The sequence below is a fragment of the Citricoccus muralis genome (assembly GCF_029637705.1).
Lineage (GTDB): Bacteria > Actinomycetota > Actinomycetes > Actinomycetales > Micrococcaceae > CmP2.
In genome coordinates this window covers 2,620,963-2,645,396 of the sequence record NZ_CP121252.1, presented here as the reverse complement: position 1 = coordinate 2,645,396, position 24,434 = coordinate 2,620,963, and the positions used below count along the sequence as shown (strand labels likewise).

Annotated in this window: 25 protein-coding genes; 15 read left to right on the top strand and 10 right to left on the bottom strand. The window is 62.9% G+C overall.

Annotated features, from left to right (window positions below; translation table 11 throughout):
- Positions 1-109: 109 nt before the first annotated feature.
- From P8192_RS12140 to P8192_RS12130, 3 genes are all read right to left on the bottom strand, one after another.
- Positions 110-781, bottom strand: a complete 672-nt coding sequence (locus P8192_RS12140; protein ID WP_431521113.1) for a methionine ABC transporter permease — start codon at positions 779-781, stop codon at positions 110-112.
- Complete coding sequence (locus P8192_RS12135) at positions 778-1,809, bottom strand: methionine ABC transporter ATP-binding protein (protein ID WP_270107217.1); 1,032 nt, start codon at positions 1,807-1,809, stop codon at positions 778-780. The genes P8192_RS12140 and P8192_RS12135 overlap by 4 nt, the downstream gene beginning before the upstream one ends.
- Positions 1,810-1,897: 88 nt before the next feature.
- Entirely contained in the window at positions 1,898-2,806 is a 909-nt protein-coding gene (locus tag P8192_RS12130) for a MetQ/NlpA family ABC transporter substrate-binding protein (RefSeq protein WP_278157288.1), read from the bottom strand.
- A gap of 353 nt (positions 2,807-3,159) precedes the next feature.
- Between P8192_RS12130 and ectA the strand changes: the two genes are divergently transcribed.
- From ectA to P8192_RS12115, 3 genes are all read left to right on the top strand, one after another.
- A complete protein-coding gene (gene ectA, locus P8192_RS12125; RefSeq protein WP_347403409.1) occupies positions 3,160-3,747 on the top strand; it encodes a diaminobutyrate acetyltransferase in 588 nt (195 codons plus the stop codon).
- Between the two features lie 87 nt (positions 3,748-3,834).
- Positions 3,835-5,136: a diaminobutyrate--2-oxoglutarate transaminase gene (gene ectB / locus P8192_RS12120; RefSeq protein WP_278159820.1), complete on the top strand. Its 1,302-nt coding sequence runs from the start codon at positions 3,835-3,837 to the stop codon at positions 5,134-5,136.
- Between the two features lie 57 nt (positions 5,137-5,193).
- Positions 5,194-5,619: an ectoine synthase gene (locus P8192_RS12115; protein WP_270107219.1), complete on the top strand. Its 426-nt coding sequence runs from the start codon at positions 5,194-5,196 to the stop codon at positions 5,617-5,619.
- Between the two features lie 97 nt (positions 5,620-5,716).
- On the opposite strand, the gene P8192_RS12110 is transcribed toward P8192_RS12115, so the two are convergent.
- Positions 5,717-7,066 carry an MFS transporter gene (locus P8192_RS12110; RefSeq protein WP_278157287.1) on the bottom strand — a complete coding sequence of 450 codons (1,350 nt, stop codon included), beginning with the start codon at positions 7,064-7,066 and terminating at the stop codon, positions 5,717-5,719.
- A 175-nt stretch (positions 7,067-7,241) separates the two neighbouring features.
- The gene (gene ald / locus P8192_RS12105; protein ID WP_278157286.1) at positions 7,242-8,381 is read right to left on the bottom strand and encodes an alanine dehydrogenase; all 1,140 of its coding nucleotides are present in this window, start codon (positions 8,379-8,381) and stop codon (positions 7,242-7,244) included.
- 207 nt (positions 8,382-8,588) lie between these two features.
- On the opposite strand from ald, the gene P8192_RS12100 reads away from it, so the two are divergent.
- From P8192_RS12100 to P8192_RS12090, 3 genes are all read left to right on the top strand, one after another.
- On the top strand, positions 8,589-8,840 hold the full coding sequence (locus P8192_RS12100) for a hypothetical protein (protein ID WP_278157285.1): 252 nt from the start codon (positions 8,589-8,591) through the stop codon (positions 8,838-8,840).
- A 235-nt stretch (positions 8,841-9,075) separates the two neighbouring features.
- Complete coding sequence (locus tag P8192_RS12095) at positions 9,076-9,909, top strand: M23 family metallopeptidase (protein WP_278157284.1); 834 nt, start codon at positions 9,076-9,078, stop codon at positions 9,907-9,909.
- Between the two features lie 24 nt (positions 9,910-9,933).
- Positions 9,934-10,425: a DUF456 domain-containing protein gene (locus P8192_RS12090; protein WP_278157283.1), complete on the top strand. Its 492-nt coding sequence runs from the start codon at positions 9,934-9,936 to the stop codon at positions 10,423-10,425.
- Positions 10,426-10,508: 83 nt separating this feature from the next.
- Here P8192_RS12090 and P8192_RS12085 read toward each other — a convergent pair whose 3' ends face one another.
- The 4 genes from P8192_RS12085 to P8192_RS12070 all read right to left on the bottom strand — a co-directional run bounded on the left by P8192_RS12085 (position 10,509) and on the right by P8192_RS12070 (position 15,311).
- On the bottom strand, positions 10,509-10,637 hold the full coding sequence (locus P8192_RS12085) for a putative transporter small subunit (protein ID WP_278157282.1): 129 nt from the start codon (positions 10,635-10,637) through the stop codon (positions 10,509-10,511).
- A 2-nt stretch (positions 10,638-10,639) separates the two neighbouring features.
- Complete coding sequence (locus P8192_RS12080; protein ID WP_278157281.1) at positions 10,640-12,364, bottom strand: sodium:solute symporter family protein; 1,725 nt, start codon at positions 12,362-12,364, stop codon at positions 10,640-10,642.
- Between the two features lie 666 nt (positions 12,365-13,030).
- Positions 13,031-13,942: a LysR substrate-binding domain-containing protein gene (locus tag P8192_RS12075; protein WP_278157280.1), complete on the bottom strand. Its 912-nt coding sequence runs from the start codon at positions 13,940-13,942 to the stop codon at positions 13,031-13,033.
- Between the two features lie 34 nt (positions 13,943-13,976).
- Complete coding sequence (locus P8192_RS12070) at positions 13,977-15,311, bottom strand: MFS transporter (protein ID WP_278157279.1); 1,335 nt, start codon at positions 15,309-15,311, stop codon at positions 13,977-13,979.
- A gap of 119 nt (positions 15,312-15,430) precedes the next feature.
- On the opposite strand from P8192_RS12070, the gene P8192_RS12065 reads away from it, so the two are divergent.
- The 4 genes from P8192_RS12065 to P8192_RS12050 all read left to right on the top strand — a co-directional run bounded on the left by P8192_RS12065 (position 15,431) and on the right by P8192_RS12050 (position 18,893).
- A complete protein-coding gene (locus P8192_RS12065; RefSeq protein WP_278157278.1) occupies positions 15,431-15,916 on the top strand; it encodes a DUF3237 family protein in 486 nt (161 codons plus the stop codon).
- Between the two features lie 151 nt (positions 15,917-16,067).
- Entirely contained in the window at positions 16,068-17,075 is a 1,008-nt protein-coding gene (locus tag P8192_RS12060) for an ABC transporter permease (RefSeq protein WP_278157277.1), read from the top strand.
- Positions 17,072-17,845, top strand: coding sequence for an ABC transporter permease (locus P8192_RS12055; RefSeq protein ID WP_278157276.1), 774 nt, complete (start codon positions 17,072-17,074; stop codon positions 17,843-17,845). The genes P8192_RS12060 and P8192_RS12055 overlap by 4 nt, the downstream gene beginning before the upstream one ends.
- Before the next feature lie 196 nt (positions 17,846-18,041).
- The gene (locus P8192_RS12050) at positions 18,042-18,893 is read left to right on the top strand and encodes an ABC transporter ATP-binding protein (protein WP_278159818.1); all 852 of its coding nucleotides are present in this window, start codon (positions 18,042-18,044) and stop codon (positions 18,891-18,893) included.
- A gap of 96 nt (positions 18,894-18,989) precedes the next feature.
- Here the strand turns inward: P8192_RS12050 and P8192_RS12045 are convergent, their stop codons facing one another.
- Positions 18,990-19,451 carry a MarR family winged helix-turn-helix transcriptional regulator gene (locus P8192_RS12045; RefSeq protein WP_270107232.1) on the bottom strand — a complete coding sequence of 154 codons (462 nt, stop codon included), beginning with the start codon at positions 19,449-19,451 and terminating at the stop codon, positions 18,990-18,992.
- A gap of 171 nt (positions 19,452-19,622) precedes the next feature.
- On the opposite strand from P8192_RS12045, the gene P8192_RS12040 reads away from it, so the two are divergent.
- From P8192_RS12040 to P8192_RS12020, 5 genes are all read left to right on the top strand, one after another.
- A complete protein-coding gene (locus P8192_RS12040; protein ID WP_278157275.1) occupies positions 19,623-20,546 on the top strand; it encodes an SDR family NAD(P)-dependent oxidoreductase in 924 nt (307 codons plus the stop codon).
- 11 nt (positions 20,547-20,557) lie between these two features.
- Positions 20,558-21,484 (top strand): amidohydrolase family protein, encoded by a 927-nt coding sequence (locus P8192_RS12035; RefSeq protein WP_278157274.1) that lies wholly within the window; start codon positions 20,558-20,560, stop codon positions 21,482-21,484.
- Entirely contained in the window at positions 21,481-22,665 is a 1,185-nt protein-coding gene (locus tag P8192_RS12030; RefSeq protein ID WP_278157273.1) for an acyl-CoA dehydrogenase family protein, read from the top strand. The genes P8192_RS12035 and P8192_RS12030 overlap by 4 nt, the downstream gene beginning before the upstream one ends.
- Before the next feature lie 32 nt (positions 22,666-22,697).
- Positions 22,698-23,168, top strand: a complete 471-nt coding sequence (locus tag P8192_RS12025; RefSeq protein WP_278157272.1) for a MaoC family dehydratase — start codon at positions 22,698-22,700, stop codon at positions 23,166-23,168.
- 241 nt (positions 23,169-23,409) lie between these two features.
- Positions 23,410-24,432, top strand: a complete 1,023-nt coding sequence (locus P8192_RS12020) for an ABC transporter substrate-binding protein (protein WP_278157271.1) — start codon at positions 23,410-23,412, stop codon at positions 24,430-24,432.
- Positions 24,433-24,434 lie beyond the last annotated feature (2 nt).

The following is a 24,434-nucleotide window of genomic DNA, read 5'->3' as shown; positions in this document are numbered from 1 at the left end:
CAGGCTACTCCCAGTTTCAATGGTTTCCTAGGGGTCGGGCACCCGAAAAACGGCGAAGGCGTCCCGGGAGCCAGAACTCCTGGAACGCCTTCGTTCGCGTTGTCGGTTGTTATCGACGCAGGATCTTGCGGGCCAGAATATTGCCCAGCGCCTGAATCACTTGAACCACGATCACGATGAGGAACAACGCGGACCAGGTGACCACCGGGTTGAACTGCCGGTAGCCGTAGGCGACGGCGTAGTTGCCCAAGCCTTCGCCGCCGATAATGCCGGCCACCGCGGACATATCGATCAGGGCGATGATGGCGAAGGTGTAGCCCAGCACCAGCGGTCCGAGTGCTTCGGGAAGAATAACCGTCCAAATGATGCGCCAAGGGCCTGCGCCCATGGCGCGAGCTGCCTCAATGACGCCGGGGTCAACAGACATCAGGTTCTGTTCCACGAGGCGGGCAATGAAGAAGCTGGCCGCGATCGAGATGCCGAAAACGACGGCTTCGGCACCAATTCCTCGGCCGACCACCACACGTGCCAAAGGCTGCACGGCGGCGATGAAGATGATGAAGGGCACCGGGCGGAAGGTGTTCACCAGGATGTTGATCACCCAGAAGATGATTGGCTGCTGCAGGATGCCGCCCTTGCGGGTGACATAGAGCAACAGTCCCAGAATGAGCCCCGCGATTCCGCCAAAGAGAAGGGACAGTGCGACGATCCAGAGCATGATGCCGGCCTGGTCGAGCAGGGTTGGCATCAGCGCGCTGACTTCGGTGATGATGTCGCTCATGCGAAGACCTCCTCCACTTTCACGCTGGAACCGATGGAGCCGACCGCTTGGTCGACGGCGGTCGCATCACCGCGCACGGCGATGGTCAGCAGGCCATAGACGCGGCCCTGAATGGAATCCACCCCGCCGTAGACGAGGTTGAAGTCCACTCCTGCTCGGGCCAGGGCGCCGAACACGCGGGCCTCGGAGACACCCTCGTCCGTGAAGGAGATGGTGAAGAGCCGGCCCTCGTGGTGGGAGCGCAGCTCGGTGAGCTCGTCGCCGGAGGGCAGGTTGCGCACCACGGTGCGCACGAAGCGCTTCGCCGTGGCGGTCTGCGGATTGGTGAAGACATCGTAGGTGTTGCCGGTCTCGACGACCTGGCCGCGCTCCATGACCGCGACCTTGTTGGCGATCCGGGCGATGACGTCCATCTCGTGGGTGATCACCACGATGGTGATACCGAGCTCGCGGTTGACGCGCGCCAGCAGATCGAGGACCTCGTCCGTCGTCTCCGGGTCCAGCGCGGAGGTGGCCTCATCTGCGAGCAGGATCGGCGGATCCGCAGCGAGCGCGCGGGCGATGCCAACGCGCTGCTGTTGCCCACCCGAGAGTTGCTCCGGGAATGCACCGGCTTTGTCTGCAAGACCGACGAAATCGAGCAGTTCCAGAGCACGCTTTTTGCGTTCGCTCCGCCCCATTCCGGCGACCTCGAGTGAATACTCCACGTTGCGACGCACCGAACGAGACGACAGCAGATTGAACCGCTGGAAAATCATGCCGATTCCGGTGCGCATGGCACGCTGTTTTGACGCGGACTGGGCGGTGATGTCGACGCCGTCGATAGTGATGGAGCCTGCGGTCACCGGCTCGAGTGCATTGATCAGCCGGACGAGGGTCGATTTCCCGGCACCGGAGTAGCCGATGATTCCGAAGACATCGCCCCGTTCAATGTCGAGCGTGACATCATCCACGGCCACGGTCTCTGCAAATCCGCGGCGTGGTGCGGGGTAGACCTTGGAGACGCCCTTCAGCGAAATATGGGCCATAAGTGGATGGTCCTTCCTGTGATGCCCGACGTCGGCCGGCGTCCTCTCGAGGAGGACGCCGACCGACGACAGGCTGGGACAGACGATTCTACTCGGCGCGCAGTGCGTCCTCGGTGGTTGTCAGCGATTCCTGCAATTCGGATGCCGGAGTCTGTAGGAAGACGGCGGTGCCACCAGCGGACTCCTGAGCGCCGTCCAGCACGGCCTGGTCGGTCTGGTAGATCTCGACGATGCGGTTCAACACCTCGTTGTCGACGTCTTCGGCCTTCGTGGCGAAGATGTTGACGTAAGGCAGAGCGGCCTCGTCGTTCGGATCATCTTCGGCCAGAGCGTCCTCTGGGCTCAGGCCGGCATCGTTGATGAAGTCGTTGTTGACAATGGCGCCCGCAACGTCGGGCAGCGAGGTCACGGTGACTGCGGCGTCGAGCTCGGTGACGGTCACGCGGGACTCCTCGGCAATGACGTCTTCGAGGTTCGACGAGGCATTGCCGCCGTCGCGCAGGGTGATCAGCCCGGCAGACTGCAGCACCAGCAGGCCGCGCGCACGGTTGACGGAGTCATTGGGGACGACGACCTCTTCTCCGTCCGGAATCTCGTCAATGGAGTCGTACTTTTCGGAGTAGAAGCCCAGCGGGTAGATGGCGGTGGCGCCGATCGGCTGGATATCGTCACCGGCGGAGACGTTGTAGTCGGCCAGGTACTGAATGTGCTGGAACTGGTTGATGTCCAGCTCGCCTTCAGACAGGGCCGGGTTGGGCTGCGTGTATTCGGTGAAGTCCACGATGTCGATGCTGATGCCGTCTGCCTCGACGGCTTCTTCAAAGGTGGCCCAGTACGGCTCGGAAGCGCCGACGACGCCCAGCTGCACAGGGTTCTCCTCGGTGCCGAGTTCGGCGTCGCTGTCGCCACCGCAAGCGGACAGTGCCAAGGCGCCAGCCAGGACGATTCCGGAGACGGAGAGTAGACGCGCGTGGCGTCGCGTTGACGAAGTAAGCATGGGTGGCTCCTTGGTAATTGCTAGTGATAGACAGGCGGATCAAGTATATGAAGAACTGCGACGCGGGCGTCATGCGCCGTTATATGCCGTTATATAAGGACATCGGCGCGCGTCGGCGCGGAGATTCCGGTCACGTCGGGGAAGCGAAACGCTTCTGCTGCCATTTTAGAGAGCCAGGTCACAGTAAAGGTCACAACTTGGTAACAAATCGATTCGGCGTGTGAGGACCTGACCGTCCCCGTGGAAATCGTTGTGCCCTTGCCGATGCGCCGGGGTCGAACGGTCACGAATAAGCCCGGATCGCGCTCCTGGCGCGGTTGAAAGCATTTCTCAGGTCGCTATCGTGAAGAGCGATGCCTGATGAAAGTGACACCACCGGAACAGACAGCACCACAACCAACCTTGAAACGAGAGATAGCACTTCACCTGACTCCCAGGACGTCGTTCTTCGCCCGCTGACGGTGAATGACGGTGCCGCCCTGTGGACGCTCACACGAGACAGCCAGGTCCTGGACCTGAACTCCTCGTACTACTACCTGCTCTGGAGCAGGGATTTCGGCAGCACCTCGCTGCTGGCCGAGCGCAACGGAGCCCCCATTGGCTTCGTGACCGGGTACCTGCGCCCCGATGAGCCGCGGACCCTGATGATCTGGCAGGTGGCAGTCAGCGAATCCGCCCGCGGAGTCGGCCTGGCTTCCCTCATGCTGGACGAACTGGTCGAGCGCACCGGGGCTGACGCCCTGGAAACCACCATCACCGACGACAACGAGGGCTCCAAAGCCTTGTTTGCCTCGCTGGCCCGTCGTCGCGGAGCCGACCATGTGGTCACGGCTCTGTTCACCCCCGAGATGTACCCGGACGGACACGACACCGAGTTCCTCCACCGCATCGAGCCGCTGTTTGGCTCTGATGATGCGCATCACGACGCAGGCATCCGCTAGCTGTCCATCTCGATCCCCCTCCCATAAACCCCCACTCACCACTACTCGAACACCTCACCTCAACATGGCCTTCAGGAAGGACCAATGATGAACAACGAGATCTTTGAAACCACCGAATCCGCCGTCCGCAGCTACAGCCGCAGCTGGCCCGCCGTCTTCGAGAAGGCATCCGGATCGAAGCAGGTCTCCGAGGATGGCACCGAGTACCTCGACTTCTTCGCCGGCGCTGGCGCGCTGAACTACGGCCATAACCACCCGAAGCTGGTGGCTGCCATTTCCGAGTACATTGCTGGCGGTGGCCCGCTGCACTCGCTCGACATGATGACCCCGGCCAAGCGCGAATTCCTCACCACCTTCCGCGAGCTCATCCTGGAGCCCCGCAATCTGGACTACAAGGTGATGTTCCCCGGCCCGACGGGCACCAACACCGTGGAGGCTGCGCTGAAGCTGGCCCGTAAGGTGACCGGCCGTCAGCACGTGCTCTCCTTCACCAACGCTTTCCACGGCATGACCCTGGGGTCGCTGTCGGTCACCGGTAACTCGATGAAGCGCAAGGGCGCCGGCATCCCGCTGACCAACAGCTCCAAGATCCCCTACGACGACTACCTCAACGGCGAAACCGAGGACTTCATCTGGCTCGAGCGCGTGCTGGAAGACTCCGGTTCCGGCGTGGACAAGCCCGCCGCCATCATCGTCGAGACCATTCAGGGTGAAGGCGGCCTGCGTGCCGCTCGCGCCGAATGGCTGCGCGGCCTGGCCGATCTGTGCCAGCGCCACGACATTCTGCTGATTGTCGACGACGTTCAGGCCGGCTGTGGCCGCTCCGGCTCGTTCTTCTCCTTCGAGGAAGCGGGCATCACCCCGGACATCGTGTGCGTGTCCAAGTCGATCTCCGGCTCCGGCCTGCCGCTGGCTCTGACCCTGTTCAAGCCCGAGCTGGACGTCTGGGAGCCCGGCGAGCACAACGGCACCTTCCGCGGGAACAACCTGGCGTTTGTCACCGCGACCACCGCATTCAAGGAATTCTGGAGCGATGACTCCTTCGAGAAGGGCCAGCTCGCTGAGGCCATTGATCTCACCCAGGACAAGCTGATGAAGATCGCCGCTGCCGTAGACGGCTCCTCGGTGCGTGGCCGCGGACTGCTCACTGGCGTCTGCTTCGAGGACCCGGAGGTGGCCGGCAAGGTGGCCGCCGAGGCGTTCCAGCGCGGACTGCTGGTGGAGACCTCCGGCCCTCAGGACGAGGTGCTGAAGGTCATGCCCCCGCTGACCACCCCGTTGGAGGAGCTACAGCGTGGCCTCAACATCATTACCGAGGCCGTGAGCGCCGTGACCGGTGTGGAGATCGCCGTCGAAGACACCACCGGCAACACCCTGGTGACCTCCTGATCCGGACGGCTTTGCGCCGTCTCACCCCTGAGCTGACTTTTCGAGAAAGGATCTTCCATGATCGTGACGAACCTGAACGACCTGAACGACACCGAGCGCGATGTGCAGTCCGAGACCTGGCGTTCGCGCCGGATCGTGCTGGCTCGCGAGGGCGTGGGCTTCTCCATGCACGACACCGTGATCTACGCCGGCACCACCTCGACGTTCCACTACCAGAACCACATCGAGGCCGTGTACTGCGTGCAGGGCACCGGCACCCTCACCAACGAGGAGACCGGTGAGGTACACGAGCTGAAGGACGGCACCCTGTACCTGCTCGACGGCCACGAGAAGCACACTGTGCGCGCCGAAACCGAGCTGCGGATGGCCTGCGTGTTCAACCCTCCCGTCACCGGTCGTGAGACCCACGATGAGAACGGCGTCTACCCGCTGGTGACCGAGGAAGGCTCCTCACGCAAGGTGCCCACCAAGGCTCGCGTCTGATCAAGACGGTCTGTGCCGGCTAGCTCCGGCTGCTTGAACGACGGCGGTCCGCCCCACGGTTCATTCCGCGTGGCGGACCGCCGTCTGTGTCTTCAGATCAGGTGCGCAGTGCCTGGTGCGAAGTCTCCTTCGACATCATGACGGATACGAATGCAATAGCAGCTGCGACCATGAGCATCCATGCCGGGGCGAGCGTCGATCCGGTCCAGGAGATCAGCAGCGTGGCGACGAAAGCCGCAGACCCGCCGAACAGGGCGTTGGCGGTATTGAAGGACACCGCGAATCCCGAATAGCGGATCTTCGTGGGGAACTGCTCGGAGAGGTAGCTCGGCAGCACGCCGTCATTCAGGGTGAGCGTGGCGCCCATGATGACCAGGACGAAGGTGCCGATGAAGAAGCCCTCGTCGAGCAACATGAATGCCGGGATCGCCAGCACAAACATCGTGACGGAGGCCGAGAGCAGCACCTTCTTGCGACCCAGTCGGTCCGAGAGGCCGCCGGTGATCACGATGAACCCGATGTAGGTGATCAGCGAGATCGACGTCATCACATTGGCTTCCGTAACCGAAAGGTTCAGCTGCGTCTCCAGATAATTCGGCATGTAACTCAGCAGCACATAGAAGGCGACGGCGTTCAGCAGCGCGGCCCCGAATGTCTGCAGCAGCACGCGCCAGTTGTCCACGAATAGCTCGCGCCATGGTGCGCGCACGACATCGTCCTTTTCCGCGAGCTCCGCGAAAGCGGGGGTATCTTCCAGCCGCATCCGGATGTACAGGCCGATGATGCCCAGGGGTCCGGCTAGCCAGAAGGGGATGCGCCAAGCCCACTCAGAGATCGTGGGCTGACCGAGGACGCCGGTCAGCACCGTGACGAAGAGCAGGCCGAACAGCAAGCCGCTGGCGGTCGAGGCTGGCACCACGCTGGCGTAGCGGCCGCGCTTTCCCCGCGGTGCGTACTCCACGAGGAAGGCCGAGGCGCCCGCGTACTCACCCGCGGCAGAGAATCCCTGAATCACGCGAATCAGCAGCAGGAGCAGGGGAGCAATCATCCCGATGGCTTCGTAGGTGGGCAGCAACCCGATGCACAAGGTCGCCAGTGACATGATCAGGATCGACCAGGACAGGGCGGTCTTGCGGCCGTAACGGTCGCCGATCCAGCCCCACACGAAGCCGCCGATCGGGCGGATGAGGAACGATACGGCGAAGACGCCCCAGGCGCTGAGTAGCTGGGCCGTCTCGTTGCCCGGTGGGAAGAAGGTGACGGCGATGGTCGAAGCGAGGTAGCCGTAGACGGCGTAGTCGAACCACTCGACGAAGTTTCCGATAAAAGTGGCGCCGACGACGCGACGCCGTGTGCCCGGGGTGATGGGGACGAGTCCAGCGGTGTTGGGTTCAGGTTCTGATATCCGGTGTTCGGCGGAGGTCATGGTGGGGCGGTCTGAAGACATGATGGGCAGATCCTTGACATGGGGGTGCGTTCAACGCAACAGCGTTGCATGCAGACTATGACCTGGATCACAGTCAGTCAAGGGTGTGCTGATATCGGTGGCCTGAACGCGACGAACGGCCCGGGTGTCCGGGCCGTTCGTCTTTTTTGGTGCGGCTGATGTGGTGCGGGGCGCGTTATCTGGCGAGGACCTCGTCGATGGTGCGCAGGTGGTTCTGCTCGTTCAGCTGCAGTTCCGCGGCGACGGCGTCGAAGACTCCACGCTGGGTGAGCACGCCGTCGTGGGCGTTGAGGCCCTCTGCCAGTCCCCGATCTGCGCGGAGGGCATCCTGCCATCCCTGACCAGCTACGCGGCGCAGATAGGGGAGTGTGGCCTGGCTGAGAGCTGCTGTCGACGTCTGGGGGACTGCGCCGGGCATGTTCGCCACGCAGTAATACAGTGCGTCGTGCACGAGATACGTCGGATTGTCATGCGTGGTGGGGCGGGAGCCCTCGAAGCAACCGCCCTGATCGATGGCAATGTCGACCAGCACGGATCCGGGGCGCATGGCCGCCACCATGTCCTGGGTGACGAGTTTCGGGGCGGCCGCGCCGGGGATCAGCACGGAGCCGATCACCAGGTCGGCATCAGCGACGGCGGAGCCAATCGTCATGGCCGAGGAAGCCAGCGTGGCGAAGCGCTGCTGGTGGGTGTGCTCGAGGTGGGCCAGGCGGGTGAGGTTGACGTCGATGACGGAGACGTTCGCACCCATGCCGGCCGCCACTACCGCGGCGGATTCCCCGGCGGCGCCGCCGCCGATCACCACCACATTCGCGCGCCGGGTGCCGGTGGCGCCACTGAGCAAGATGCCCGAGCCGCCCTGGGCTTGGGTGAGGTGGTAAGCCCCGGCCATCGGGGCGATACGGCCGGCGATCTGGCTCATTGGTGCGAGCAGCGGCAAGGTGCCGTCACGGTGGACCGTCTCGTAGGCGATCGCCGTCGTGCCCGAGTCCAGCACAGCACGGGTGCACTCCGCGGAGGCGGCCAGGTGCAGGAAGGTGAACAGGATCTGGCCACGGCGCATGCGGGAGAGCTCTTCGTTGACCGGCTCTTTGACCTTGACGACCATCTCGACATCTGCCCAAAGATCATCGGGGGAGTCGATCAGGATGCCGCCTGCCTGCTCGTAATGCTCATCGGTGATGCCCGAGCCCACGCCGGCCCCGCGTTCCACGAAGATCTCGTGTCCGTCGCGCGTGAGTTCATTGACGCCGACGTCGGTCAGCGCGACGCGATTCTCGCTGTTCTTGATTTCGCGGGGTACACCGATCTTCATGAGTTCAGCCTAGTGAGTCAGGCCACATTCATCAAAGGTGGCAACCAGGTGATTCCCTGGATTTTTGCAGAGATCCACGTCTTGAGGCTGTTTGCGTGCCTGCGTAACGTGTGGCGAGTCACTAGAGAAAATGGGCGGACGCGATCGTATGGAACGAGAGCGCGCCGTCCGTGAACAAACGTGAACAAAGGAGCGACGATGAAGCGCATGACGAAAATGATGTCCGCGGCCGGTGCTGCCGCCATGTTGGCCGCCGGGGTCACTGTCGCTGCCACCCCAGCATCTGCCGCCTATCACAATGTCGTGGTGTCAGGATCGACCTGGGCTGCGTGCAACGCGGAGAAGGCGAGCGTGTTGCGTGACCTGCGCAGCCAGGGATTGAAGCCGTTCGTGCTGGCCGAGCGTGACTGTAGTCATAACGGCACGAACTACTCGGCGCTGGTGGAGTGGAATTCGTGATGCGGCTCTCGCCGGGGCTGTGAATGCCCTGAAGGTCACAAAATGATCACGAAGTGATAAACCGTTGAGATCATGCGGATCTTGGCGGTTTTTCGCCGTTTGTGGCGCTAGATCGGCCACTTTGCCGGTGGAATTTCCCTCGAATCTCCCCTAAGCTGATCCAGGATCATCCGAAAAGTTATCAAACGGTGATCTTTTAGATCAGCTTTCCAGTACAGCGCACCGGGGGTGCAGAGTGTCCGAAATTCGTCCGGTACGTCGTTCCATTCGACGTCTCGCATTCACCTCTGCCGCTGTTTGCGCCACCGGACTTTCGGTCCTCACTGCTGGACTCGTTGCTCAGCCGGAAAACCTCGACGTCGAGCGCACCTCGGTGACCGCCCAGGAATCCGACTCCATCGCCGAGCGCGAGAGCTTCGTGATCGAGGGGGGCACTGTTGAAGCCAGCGGCTCCGGAAGCGATGTTGCCGACACTGCTGTTGCTGCTGAAGCCGCCGCTTCGGATGAAGAAGCCACCACGGAGGCCGGAGCGCCGACCGTTGAAGAGCTGGGCCTGAGGAGCGCCTCGACCGCTGTTGAGGCCGTGATGGCAGGCGGCGAGCTCGAGCTCCCCGGTGACCTGCGCCTGGCGCACCCGGTGAACGCGAACCGCATTTCCTCGCCCTACGGCATGCGCTCCAACCCCACCGGCTACGGCTACCAGTTCCACATCGGCCAGGATTACCCCGTGCCCACCGGAACCCCCGTGCAGGCTTCGGGCGACGGCACCGTGACCTTTGCCGGCTGGCACGTCACCGGCGGCTGGCGCGTGGAGATCGACCATGGCAACGGCGTCACCACGGCCTACAGCCACAACTCGCAGCTGCACGTCTCCGTGGGCCAGGCCGTCAGCGCAGGCGAGACCCTGGCCGCTGCCGGTTCGACCGGTAACTCCACCGGCCCGCACGTGCACCTGGAAATCGTCGTCGATGGCGAAACCGTTGACCCGGCGCTCTACCTGCCGCCACTAAGCCGCGGCACCGCCACTGACTCGTCAGACAGTGACGTTCAGACCGCCAGCACCAACTGATCCTCGGCGGTAGACTTCACTGTCGTGGAGATCATCGTCACCGTCGTCGCGGCCCTGCTCATGCTCGTCGCGGTGGCCGGAACCATCTTTCCCATCATCCCTGGATCGCCCGTCGCCGTCGTCACCCTGATCGCCTGGGCCTGGATCCTGGGATCATCCGCCTCCTGGTCCACCGGGGTCATCGGCGCCGCTCTCGCCCTGGTGGGCATGTCTGCCTCCCTGGTCCTCACTGGGCGCACCATGAAGCGCGAAGCCATCCCCAAGGGTCCGATTCTTGTGGCTACCGCCAGCGCCGTCGTCGGCATTTTCCTGATCCCCTTCGTGGGGCTGTTCATCGGCTTCGCCCTGGGTCTTTTCGCCGCCGAATACGTCCGCCGTCGCGACCTGCAGCTGGCGTTGCGCTCCTCCCTGCAAGCACTGAGGGCCATGGGGTGGGGCATGGTGGTCGAATGCGGCTGCGCCATTCTCGCCACCGGCGTCTTCGGGCTCGGGGTGCTGCTGCACTTCATGGGCTGAATCAGTTAAACACGTCGGCCTCCGAGCGGTGAGCTCGGAGGCCGACGTGGTGCAGAACGCTGCTGCGATCAGCGGGCGGAGGATCAGATGATCGACCGGCCCTCCTCGCGTGCCTCGCGCCAGTCAGCGAAGAATCCGCGGGCGATCACGAACATGATGATGGCGACCAGGATCGGCCACATCAGAACATAGATGGTCAGTCCCACTGTCATGGTTACTTCTCTCCTTGGGTTGAAGCGGATGCGGTGAGTTCGTCGGTGGAGCCGTTGACGTCGGTGGCGGCCGGGGTGGACTCATCGAAGTTGCCGGTCACCTTGGCGATCTTGCTGAAGTCGTAGTCCTGCTGGGACCGGAACGACATGAAGTAGCAGACCAGGAAGCTCACGGCGTAGGCGACGAGCGAACCGGAGAGCACCGGGTAGTCGCGCAGGTAACCGAAACCGAAGGGCAGCACCGCAACGACAGCCACCGTGCCGACGATGATCGCCGGGCGCATCCCGAAGAACCCGAAGGACATGATGCCCAGTACCACGCCGATTCCGACGATCGCCAGGGCCTCGACGACGATGCCCCAGGCGCCCACGGCCGGAATCCAGTCGAAGCGCACCGGTAGGAAGAACGCCAGAGCGGCCAACACTGAGACGGTGAAGGCGGCGTTGGTGACCTTCTTCCAGTAGAACGAGGCGATCACCGGGAAGACCAGGCAGCCCCAGAGTGCGCCCACGAACACCAACAGGTCCAGGATGCTGAACCGGGCGGTGGCGAAATACAACGCTGCGGCGGTCGCGACGATCATCGTGATGCGGCCGACGAGGAGCATGAACCGAGGGTTCACGTTCTTGCGGCCCTTGCCTTGGCCGTAGATGTCGGTCATGACGATCGAGGACAGCGCCGACAGATCAGAGTCCGCCGTCGACGACAGCGAACCGATGATCATGATGAAAGCCAGCGCCAGCAGCACGGGGCCGAGGTAGGTGCCGGCCATCTGCGGGATCAGGTTGTTGGTGTCGCCCTGCAGCGGCTCGACGCCCAGGTAGAGTGCCATCACGCCGAGCATGCCGATACCGATCACGGTGGCGCCATACCCTACCGTCGCGGTGATGAAGGTCGGCTTGATCAGGTCCTCACGCACCGCGAAGAGACGCTGGGCAATGGTCTGGTTGCCGATGGCGTAGGCCAGCACGGCAGCGATGTAGGGTGCGCCCTGGTTCATGAACGCATCCGAGGAGAAGAAGTTCTGCTGCTGGGCGGTGACGTTGCCCGCGGATACGCCGGCCTCGAACATGCCCGGGCCACCCGCCACGAAGAAGATCACCGGGATGATGATCGCGGCGGCACCCAGCATGGCCATCACCTGCGCGAAGTCGGTAAGCACCGAGGCGCGGAATCCGGACCACAGGGTGTAGAGCAGCACACCCGCGGCGACAATCACAATGCCTGCGCCGAAGCTCAGCGGGGAGAGGATGGCGATCAGTGCGCCACCGGCAATGAAGTTGGAGGTCAGCGAGATGACCGAACCGAGCACATTCGAGCCGGCCAGCATCAGCTGGGAGGACCGGCCGTGCCGGGCGTACATGACCTCGGCAAGCGTGTGCGCGCGTGGGGCGACCTTTCGGATGCGCCGTCCGAACGGGTAGATGAACAGGATCATCAGCGCGCCCCAGAGACCATAGTGGATCGGTCCGGAGACGCCGTAGTTGTAGCCGGCTTCCGCCGAGGCGTACATGGATGATGCCCAAATCCAGGTGGCGGTCATCGAAGCGGCTGAAACGCCGAAGCCGATGCGGTTTCCCGCGGTCATGTACGCGTCGGCATTCTCCTTCTTGCGCCCGATGATGAAGGACATCAACAGGGTTCCCCCGTAGAAGATCACAATAAGCAGGATCACCACGGGAATGGAGAGTTGACTGAGTTCTGGTGCATCCGTAGCTGGCGGCACGCGTTTCCTTTCGCTCGTCGGTCAGGCTGCGGCGCGGGTGGCGCCGCAGGGCCCGGGCTCGCTGACGAGCGCCCTCTTCAGGCGTGAATGAACGCTCGTCCCGTCGCTGCGTTTCCAGCGGGGGTCCCTCTCGGACCGCGTCGGGCGCTCATGCTGGATCGTCGACCGGCTGCACAGTCCCGACCCTGTGGGGTCGGCGCGCGCCTGCGTCGCTCACATCTCATGAGCTTCAGCTCGGGCTGAACGTGCTCATTGTGGCACAGTGGGGCGAGGATAGCTAACCGAAGTGACGTTTCAGTAGCGATGGAAACCGTGTCGTCGTCGTAAATGTCTGTGACATCTCGAGTGTTCTTTGTCGGGTCCCGCGAGATGACAAGTGGCTTCCCACTCCATCTTCTATCGTGGTCACTGGTGTGCCCGAAAACTCCGGACACTGGTATGCGGTGTTACTGATGAAGCAGGTGCTGAATACATGGTTTCCTTCCCCGGATCCTCACGCTCCGTTGCGTCTCGACGCTCTGGAGCTGGGGGCGTTGCTGTGGCCTACGATTTGACCTGCACTCTGACTGGAGCCGCCGTGCTCGTAGCCCAAGAACCCGCGGCTTCCACTTCCGCGAGGAAACCTCCACTGGGACCGCAATACCGGCGCGTGATTCGGGCTGCGGCTCAGGCCGTGCCGTGTGAGGAAGGGCGCAGCCCTTCACCGTGACGTTGTGCAGCCGCAACGAACGCGCGGATCAGTGCGGACGGTGCCCGCTTGCGCGACCACGCCACACAGGTCCGCTCGACATGGGTGGGTGGATCCAGTGGCAAGCACGCCAGGGGCAGTCCCTCGTAGCTCTGGTCACCGGCGGGGCGCTGAATGAATAACGAATAGCCCAAACCGCGCGCCACGAGCGACCGAATCAGCTCGAAATGCGGGCTTCGGAACCGTACCTGGGGCGTCACCGTGTGGTGGGCGAAATACGAAAGGATGTCTTCGCGGCTGGGGGAGACATCCATTAGCAGCAGTGGTTCCTGGGCCAGATCCTCGATCCGCGCCATCGGCCCCGCCGCCAGGCGATGATCTGCTGGTAGGAGCGCGTACATCTGGGTGTCGTACAGCGTGGCCGTGGAGATGCCCGGTAGCACATTGAGGTTGTACCCAAGGATCACGTCGAAAACACCGCTGTTCAACCCGGCCAGCATGTCGTCGCGGTGCGTCGACGTCACCGTCAACTCCAGCTCGGGGTGCTCCTGCGACAGCTCCGCCCACACCGCGGGCAACACGGTGGGCGCCAGTGACGAAAAGCACCCCACCGAGAGTGCCCCCTGGAGTCCTTGATCCGATACCGGTGATTCCAGTCGTTCAGCAGCCGAGAGGATCTCCTCGGCCCGGGTGAGAAAATCCTCGCCGGCTACCGTCAGCTCCACCCCGGTGCTGCGGCTGCGCACGCATAGTTGGGTTCCGGTGATTTTCTCCAATGTATCCAAGGCGTCCGTTACGGAGGTCCGAGAGATGTGCAGGTTCTCGGCGGCGGCCGCGATGCTGCCCATCTGGGCAATCGAGGCGAAGCACTCCAACTGCCTCAAGGTCATGCGCACGAGGACCACCGCCGATCTTTAGGGGACCTCAGCGGAAGGCACGCCCCGCGGTCTCGGGCATGCGCCAGATGACAAGGACGCTGATCACGCACAGCAACACCATATATCCCACGAACAACTCGTGAAGACCGAGGGAGGAGAACCACGTGTTCAGGTACGGTGCCGTCCCGCCGAAGATGGCGCCAGAGGTGGCATACCCGATGCCGATCAATGTGGCGCGCTGGCGGGTAGGCACCAGCTCTGCAAACACAGCGCCCAACGGCGCACAGTTCGCGGCCAACAACAGAGAACCCATGGCCATGGTGACCCAGAGCATCAGTGGGCTCGGGCCCAGCAGCCATTCCATTGGAAAGGCCAACAGCGCGAAGCCCGCCGCGAAAATCATCAACACCGGACGGCGTCCAATGCGATCCGAGAACATCCCCATGAACGGAATAGCCACCAGGAACACCGCCTGCCCCAACAATCCTGCGACCAGCGACGCCGTCGCATCCATGCCAAACTGTTGCGCCGCATACCCCGGGGCAAAAATAAACCACGTGTAGAAGGCGACGACGCCGGAAATGGTCAGGCCGATGATCTGCAGTAGCGGCTTCCACTCCCGGGCCAGCTCGCGCATGACCTCGCCCAGCGGCTGGGTCTTCGGTGCGGAAGCTCCCGTTTCATGGGCCGCGTCAGTGACCGCCGCGGTGTGTACCTCGGATTCCGTCATGGTGCGGCGGATGTACAGCGCGTACAGGCCAAGCACTGCGGCGACGGCGAACGGCACCCGCCAGCCCCACTCCGCCATCTGCGCGTCGTCGAGGATCGCGGTCAGTAGCACGCCCATCCCGGTGGCGAGCATCGTTCCCGCGGCGACACCCAGCCACGGCGTCGACGCCCACATGCCGCGCCGGTGACTCGGAGCGATTTCGGCGAGGTAGGTGAATGCGCTGCCCGTCTCACCACCGTGCGACAGCCCCTGAACCAGGCGAGCCACCAGCAAGATCACCCCGGCGAATACCCCGATGCTGTCGAAGGTGGGGGCGACGGCGATCATCAGGGAACCGGCCGAGGCGAGCAGGATCGCCAGGGTGAGGCTGAACCGTCGGCCCTTCTCATCGGCGAGACGTCCAAATAGCCAACCGCCGACGGGGCGCATCAAGAATCCAACGGCGAACACGGCCAGGGTCGAGAGCAGGCTAGAGAGAGGATCATCCGAGCGGAAGAACTGGGCCGCGAAGAACGGGGCGAAGATCGCGTAAATGTTCCAGTCGAACCATTCCAGGGCGTTGCCCAGGTTGACGGCGACGAGATCCTTGCGGCGCTTGCGGCGCGACACCCCGGTGGGTGGCGCCGCGGTCAGTGAGTCGATGTGAGTCATGACACAACTATGCGACCGACTTCTCAGTCCCGCAAAGACAAATAATGTGCATCCGATGTCGCAAAATTGAGCAACCAGAATTCTTGACATCCTCAACTGCTGGCGAGGAAGGTGTGAGCATGAACGAGACGCTTTCTCCTGCCCCGCCTGCCCTCGACTACCTCGGGCGACTCGAGGTGCACGTTGCCGCGCCGGTTGAGGTGGGGCATACCCACGCCGGCCAGCGCCGCGTGATCCCGATTACCGGTGGCACCTTCGCTGGCCCGCGTGGTCGGGGGCAGATTTTGGCCGCTGGCGCAGATTTCCAGCTGCTGCGCACGCCCTCCGAGGCATTCCTGGATGCCCGCTACGTGGTGGCCATGGAAGACGGCGCGCGACTCTTCGTCACCAACGCCGCCTACCGCACAGGTGCCGTAGAAGACATCCAGGCACTGGTGCGCGGAGAGGTGGTGCCGCCGGAACGGATCTACTTCCGGTGTGCCCCGCATTTCGAGGTGGCGGACACGGATGAGGGGGCCTGGGGCTGGTTGTCGACGTCGATTGTGATCGGTTCGGGCCAACGCGAGCCAGACCGCGTGATCATTGATCTGTGGGTCGTCCGCTGACCCTTGAATTCGACTGGGTCAACACCAGCAAAGTAGTTAAGAAACATAACTATTGATGACTTGTATTGATCGCTTGAGGCGTCTACTCTGATTCTAGTGTGTCATAACTCACAAATTAGTGAACTCGCCACAGAAGAGAGTCAGGGTGACCATGACGGAAAAACCATCACCTGGGGGTGAAGAACAGGACGTCCATCGCCTCCACAGGCTGGAGTCCTCGGCCTCCGGACGAAAGGCCGATCGATACCCCGCCGGCTATAAAAGTGCCGGGCTGGATATCTCCACGCGCCCGGACCCGGGCGCGCCGTTCGGCTCCGTCGCCCAGGCCGGCGCGACGGGTCGCAAAACGGCAACCGGACCCGCTCGGGCGGTGCGCCGGAAGCGCCGGGGCTGGAAGTCACGACTGTTGGGCGCAGTCGGTATCCTCGGCTTCCTCATGATCTGGGAGCTGATGCCGATTCTGGGTATCGTCAACGCCCGCTTCATGCCGCCGGCTTCCGAGGCCATTGTCGATTTGTTCCGCAACTTTGGGTTGACGCTTTTCTGGGTGGCCGTCTGGGACACCTTGAAAGCCTGGCTGATCGGCATGCTCATCGCGGTGAGCGCGGCCGCCATTCTGGGCTTCATCATCGGTTCCTCGCCATTCTTGAAGAAGTTCACTAACTCGACGATCGAGTTCATGCGCCCGGTGCCTTCGGTGGCCTTGATCCCGCTGGCCGTACTGTTGCTGGGCATCGGCATCGAATCGGCGTTGCTGCTCATTGTCTATGCCTGCTTCTGGCAGGTCCTCATCCAGGTGCTCTACGGAGTGGCGGATGTGGACACCGTGGCCATGAACACCGCCCGCTCCTATGGTCTGGGCCCGATCGCCCGGTTGCGCTATGTCGTCTTCCCAACGGCGCTGCCCTACCTGATGACCGGCGTTCGTCTTGCGGCGGCGGTCGCGTTGATTCTGGCCATCACCGCCCAGCTGATTATCGGCTCCCCGGGGCTTGGTGCTGAAATTGCCAAGGCCCAGTCCGGCGGCGCCTACGTCTCGATGTACTCGCTCGTGTTGGCGACGGGCATCTTGGGCGTGCTGATCAATCTCGTGATGCGTGTGGTGGAGCGGCAGCTGCTGTCCTGGCACACCTCGGTTCGTTCGGAGGTCGTCAATTGAAAATCCTGAAAGACCTGTTCTTCATTGTGACGCTGCCCGTTCTGCTGCTGGTCGCCTGGGTGATCTGGTCCTCGCAGTCCTCCAGCTTCTTCGTCCCCGACTGGGGACAGATGACCAATGCGTTCTCCAACGTGTGGACGTGGAACCGCATCCAATCTGACCTGCTGCCCTCCGTGGGGCGCCTGTTCATCGGCATTGTTCTCTCCATCGTCATCGGCATCATCGGCGGGTTGTTGATCGGCTCGTTCCGCTGGTTGCGCCAGCTGTTGGAACCGACGCTGGAGTTCTTCCGCGCGATCCCACCGACCGTGCTCATCCCCGTCATGATGCTCCTGATCGGCATCGGAGACGATATGAAAGTCGCGGTGATCGTGCTGGGTGCCGTGTGGCCCATTCTGCTCAACACCATCGAAGGTGTGCGCTCCATGGATGAGGTTCTCTCGGACACCTCCCACACCTACGGCATCACCGGCTTCGCCCTGGTGCGCTACCTGATCCTGCCCTCGGCGCTGCCACAGATCATGGCGGGCGTACGCCAGTCACTGTCGATCGCGCTGATCCTGATGGTGATCTCGGAGATGTTCGCTTCCTCGGCCGGCCTTGGCTACCTGATCGTTCAGTTCCAGCGCTCGTTCGCCATTCCGGAAATGTGGTCCGGCATCGTGGTGCTCGGCCTCATCGGTGTGATCCTCTCGTTCATCTTCCAGGCGGTCGAACGCGTACTGCTCAAGTGGTACCACGGTCAGCGGGAGCTCGAGAATGCCGCATGATCCTCATTCCACCCCCGCCCCCGACCCCGCATCCCGGCGCACCGCGCCCGCATCGACCGCACCAGCTGAAGGGACCCCGGCCATGACGACCGAACCCACCCCCACCGAATCCACTCTCGTCCCGAACCAAGGGACCACCGCAGAAACCGCCGACGGGCTACTGCCGGTGGGCTTGACCCTGCCCGATGGCGAGGCCATGCTCTCGGTGCGCAACTTGAAGAAGGTCTACCACACCGACGGTGGCGACATCGAGGCCGTCCGGAACCTCACCTTCGACCTGCCCAAGGGCGAGCTCGCCTGCCTGGTGGGACCCTCCGGGTCTGGCAAGACCACACTGCTCAAGTGCATCTCCGGGCTCTTGGCGCCCACCAACGGCGAAGTCACCCTGCACGGCAAGAAGGTCACCGGACCGCCCAAGTCCATGGCCGTCGTCTTCCAGGAATACGGTCGGTCGCTGTACCCGTGGATGCGTGTGCGCGAAAATGTGGAACTGCCGCTGAAGAATCAGGGCATGGACAAGGCTCGCCGCAAGGAGCTCGTCGATAACGCGCTGGAAGCCGTCGGCCTGGCGCACGTTCCGCGCTCCTATCCGTGGCAGCTCTCCGGCGGTATGCAGCAGCGCGTGGCGATCGCCCGTGCGGTCGCCTACCAGCCGGAAGTCCTGCTCATGGATGAGCCCTTCGCCGCGGTGGACGCGCAGACACGCGCCGACTTGGAGGACCTGGTACGCCGGGTCTGGAAGCAGCTCGGCGTCTCGGTGCTGTTCGTGACCCACGACATCGACGAGTCGGTGTATCTCGGTCAGCGTGTGATCATTCTGTCCTCCTCGCCTACCGTGGTGCAGCAGGACGTGAAGATTGATCTGCCCGACGAGCGTGATCAGCTGGAGACCCGTTCCTCACAGCGCTTCACCGAGTTGCGCCACCACGTCTACGAGCAAATCCAGCTCGCCAAGAAGGGCTTCCGTCCCGAGGACACGCTATCGGCGACCTCGGCTGACTCCCGGTCCAAGGGCAAGCCCGGTGTCACCCACGGTGGCGGACTCTGATCGCGAGGTAGAAGCGTCTCGCCTGTGCGGGGCATGAAAAGGGGGCGATGCAGATCATCTGCATCGCCCCCGGTTGCTTTCTAGAGTTCCCGTTGATTAGAAGGCGACCTTCATGAGCAGGTCGCGTAGCTGCTTGCGCTCGCGCGGGGACAATGTTCCCAGCGTGACGTCGGACGACGCTGTCACGATTTCATGCGCTTGCTGGTAGAGCTTCTGCCCGTCATCCGTGGTGATGACGATCTTGGAGCGACGGTCATTCGGGTCGGTCTGACGCTCGACCAGCCCATCGTTTTGCAGCTGATCAACCAGTGCCACTACCTGTGACGGATCGAGCCCCAGAAACACCCCCAGCTCGCGCTGGGAAGGGTTGAGGCCGGAGGCTGCCAGCGATAGCACCGAATATTGCCGCACTTTGATCCCGAGGTCCTGCAACTGCGCATTGGCGTGGGCGGAGCCGCGGGCGCGGGCGCGGGCGGCCAAGAACTGGACTTCCTGAGCCAAGTCGGAATCAAAGAATCGTTCCAGGCCGGGGGCGATGGGTTCGGATACTGTGCTCATCTGCTTCTTTCAGTCTGACCAGCGGTGGTACGGCTCGAATCGGTCCACCATCCTACGCACCATGACGCGCAGAAAAGCGCGTTCTGATGCCGATCGACGATTCTTCGTTGACAAACTCAACTATATCGGTTGTGATGTATAACAGCACATCATAAACGAAGGAGATTCGCCATGTCACTCGAAGGTAAGGTCGCGATCGTTACCGGCTCCGGCGCAGGGCTAGGCCTTGCTTACGCCCAGGAACTCGCCCGTCAGGGTGCGAAGATCGTCATCAATGACATCAACGAAGAGGTTGCCCAGGCGGCTGTGGCTTCCATCACTTCCGCTGGCGGCGAGGCCGTTGCCGTGGTCGCTCCCGTGGGTAGCTCCGAAACCGCGCAGCAGCTTGTCGACGCCGCGGTCGAAACATTCGGCGGTCTGGACATCCTGGTCAACAACGCCGGCATCCTGCGCGACAAGTCACTGCTGAAGATGACCGACGACGACTTCGACGCCGTCATCGGTGTGCACCTGCGGGGCACCTTCACCTGTGTGCGCGCGGCGTTCGAGTACTTCAAGACCAATGGCGTGGCTGGGCGTATCGTCTGCATCGGTTCCCCCACCGGCCAGCGCGGCAACTTCGGTCAGACCAACTACGCGGCTGCCAAGGCCGGCATCGTCGGCATGGTCCGCACGTGGGCACTGGAGATGAAGAAGGCGGGCGTCTCTGTCAACGCCGTCATCCCCGTGGCCGCCACCGCTATGACTAAGACCGTGCCCTTCTTCCAGAAGGCTGTGGAAGCCGACGAGCGCGGCGAGGCCATGCCTGACTTCTTCCGCAAGGAGCTTGGCTTCGGTACCGCCGCGGATGTTGCCGGCGTCATCGCCTTCCTCTCCTCCGACGCAGCCGAGGGCATCACCGGCCAGGCCGTCGGGGTGGGTGGCGACCGACTGCAGGTGTGGAGCCATCCGGAACCCGTCGTGCAGGAATTCCACGACGGTGGCTGGGACTACGCCACCATGCAGTCGGAAGGCAAAGCCATCCTGGAGGGCAACAAGCAGTCGGTGGGGGAGCGCTTCCCCGAGTTGCCGGCCGAGCTGCAGCCTGACGCCTGAGGCGATCCATCATGACGAACAGCACCTTGTACACCTGCGCGGTGGACGTGGACGCGGTCGACGCCATCGACATGCACGTTCATCTTGAGATCGACGAGTGCGGCCACAAATCGCTCCCGGAGGACTTCTACACCGCTTCCGAGAAGTACTTCAAAGCCGACGAGCGCACCCCCTCGGTGGATCGCATCGCCGAGGTCTACCGTGGCCAGTCCATGGCGGGCGTGGTGTTCACCGTGGACGCGCGCACCCAGCTCGGTCATAAGCCGAATTCCATAGACGATCTCGTGGCCGGCTGCGCGCGCCACAACGACGTGCTGATTCCCTTCGGCTCTGTCGACCCGCGCACCGGCGCAGACGCCCTCACCGAGGCGCGTCGTCAGGCCACCGAACTCGGCGTGCGCGGCTTCAAGTTCCACCCCTCGGTGCAGGGTTTCGATCCCTCTGACCGGGAGTTTTATCCGCTCTGGGAAACCCTGGAAGAGCTCGGTCTGCCGATCGTCTCCCACACCGGCCAGAACGGGATGGGGGCCGGGCTGCCTGGCGGCCGGGGCATCAAGCTGAAGTACTCGAACCCGCTGTTGCTTGACGACGTCGCTGCGGACTTCCCTGGGCTGACCATCATCATGGCTCACCCCTCGGTGCCGTGGCAGGACGAAGCGAACTCGATTGCCACTCACAAAGCGAATGTCTACATCGACCTCTCCGGCTGGTCACCCAAATATTTCCCGGAGTCGCTGGTGCGCCAGGCCTCCAACGTGCTCTCGCGCAAGCTGCTGTTCGGTACGGACTACCCGCTGATTCCTGCAGAAAAGTGGGTCAAGGCGTTCAATGACCTCCCGATCAAGGATGAAGTCCGTCCGCTGATTTTCAAGGACAACGCCGTCAAGGTGCTCGGTCTCGCCGACCCTGTCGCTGCTCAGGAAGGAGTCCCGTCATGAGCAGGCCCTACACCATTGATTCGGATGTTCTGGGCTTCGCTGACCGGCTCACCGAAACCGAGAAGTCGGTGCTGGCCGAGCTACGCCACGTGCTCGAGACGAAGGTTCATCCCTATCTCAATGACGCGTGGAGCGAGGACCGATTCCCGACCGAGGTCGTGGAGCCGCTGGAGTCATTGGGGCTGATGGACCCGCCTGCACTGGCCGCCGCGGGTGAACCGGTGCGCGATCTGCTGGTGGCCTTCCGCAACTTCGAGTTGGCTCGCTGCGACATCAACATGGCGACGTTCTACAACGCTCAAGCCGGGCTGTTCCGCACCGCCTGTGTGGTGGGCGGCGACGAGCAGCAGGCACGTGAGCTGGACGAGAAGATCCGCACGTACCAGCTACGCGGCGTCTTCGCGCTCACGGAACCCGACCACGGCTCCGACGTGGCCGGTGGGCTTGCCACCCGTGCGGAGCAATTGGAGGACGGCAGTTGGAAGATCAACGGCGCCAAGCGCTGGATCGGCGGCGCCTTCGATGCCGACGTGCTGTGCACCTTTGCTCGAGATATTGCTGACGGCCAGGTCAAGGCCTTCCTGGTGCCCCGCACCGCTGAGGGGGTCACCTTGGAGAAGATCCAGCGCAAGGCCTCCTTGCGCATCATGCAGAACGCGGAGATTACCTACACCGATGTCGTGGTCGACGCCGATGCGCGCTTGCGCAATATCAACTCGTTCAAAGACGTGGCATCGTGCCTGCGGCTGATGCGCTCAGACGTCACCTGGATTGCTGTCGGCGCCATGGCCGGAGCCTATGAGGCTGCGGTGCGCTACGTGACCCAACGTGAACAGTTCGGTCGTCCACTGGCCGGATTCCAGCTGATCCAGGAAAAGTTGGCCCGGATGCTGGGGAACGTGACCTCGTCGCTCGCCCTGGCCGTGCAGCTGACGGAACAGCAGGCGTCGGGCGTCTACAAGGACGAGAATTCCGCCCTGGCGAAAATGGTCTCGGCGAGCAAGTTGCGCGAGACCGTAGCCCTGGCCCGCGAGGTCTGCGGCGGTAACGGCATCACCCTGGACACCGACGTTGCTCGGTTCCACGCGGACGCCGAAGCCGTCTACTCCTACGAAGGCACCCACGAAATCAACGCGCTGATCGTCGGACGCTCCATTACCGGCACTAGCGCCTTCGTCTAACCCCCTCATAGTTCTGGAAAGGAACCCCCATCATGACTGAAAGCACCGCGAAGACTGTTGTCGACTTCTCCGAGGTCTCCGGCCTGGCCGGCAAAGACCTCGGCTACTCAGATTGGATCGAGGTGACGCAGGAGATGGTCAATACCTTCGCCGACGCCACCGGCGATCACCAGTGGATCCACGTCGATCCCGAGCGCGCCAAGGACGGCCCGTTCGGCGCCCCGATCGCTCACGGCTTCCTTACCCTGTCGCTGATCATCCCGTTCTGGACCGACCTCTTCGACGTGACCGGCGTCTCCACCAAGGTGAATTACGGGCTGGATAAAGTCCGCTTCACCTCGCCGGTGAAGGTCGGCTCCCGTGTGCGCATGCACGGTGTGATCGCTGAGGTTTCCGAGGTCAAGGGTAACGGTCTGCACCTGGTGACCAACGGAACCATCGAAATCGAAGGCGAGGAGCGCCCGGCCGTGGTCGCTACCTTCCTTTCGCGCTTCTACGCCTGAGGCTAGCGCCCACTCAGAAGTGACCGCCGGGCCCCGCAACACACGATGTTGCGGGGCCCGAAGCGTCCCTGAACGCCGCTTCAGAATCCTTGAGAACGACCAGGATGATGAAATTCAACAATTTTCTTCGTCACATAAGTGCATGCCTCTTGTAGCTCACTTCATAGCTAGATAGAGTGTGATCCAGCTAACATTCGCTAGCGCTTGAGTCTATTTCGTTCACCATGAATGGAGACCTCCCATGTCGTTCATCTCAACTCACTCCCGAGGCGCTCGCGCCACTCTCGCCGCACTGGCTGCCACCGGTCTGTTGGCCCTGACCGCTTGTGGCTCCGGTTCCCCGTCCGGCGCCGAAGGCGACGACGCTGCCAGCGGTGGCGGCGGCGCTGATTCCGGCGAACTGACCCAAGTCACCGTCGGTGTGCTGCCAATCGCCCCGTCCATTGGCGTGAAATACGGCATCGAACAGGGCATCTTCGAAGAGCATGGCCTGGATGTGGAGATCTCCACCTCCAATGCTGGAGCGGCGATGCTCCCGGCCGTCACCTCCGGCCAGCTCGACTTCGGCGTGGGTAACCCGCTGTCCGTGTTGACTGCGGTGGACCAGGGCCTGGATATGCGGATCGTGGCTGGCTACTCCAACTCCCTCGGTGAGGGTGATGACATCGCCGGTGTGGTGACCCTCGCCGATTCCGACATCGAGAGCTACGCGGACCTTGAAGGCAAGACCACCTCAGTGAACGCCCTGCGCACACTGGGAGATCTGACCATCATGGCTGACGCCGAAGAAGAAGGCGCGGACCCGACCTCGCTGAACTTCTCCGAAATGCCGTTCCCAGACATGCAGGCACAGCTCGAGGCCGGTAACACTGACGCTATTTGGGTCCCGGAGCCGTTCCTGTCCAACGCCCTGGCCGAAGAGACGAACCGGCTGGTCGGCTACAGCTTCCAGGACGCCATTCCGGGCATGCCCACCATGGTGACCTTCACCTCCGGATCCTTCGCCGAAGAGAACCCGGAGGTGGCCGAAGCCTTCGCTGCGGCCATGCAGGAGTCGCTGGCCGGTGTTGAAGCCGACCAGGAAGGCGCCCGCGAGTTGCTGCCTGACTTTATCGAAATCAGCCCCGAGGCCGCGCAGAACTTGCGTATGGAGCGCCTCGATGGCGAGATCCCGAAGGACGAGATCAGCCAGATCAGCGAGCTTGCCGTGCGCTACGAATTCATCGGTGCTGCACCGGCCGATGATGACCTGTACATCGACTGATT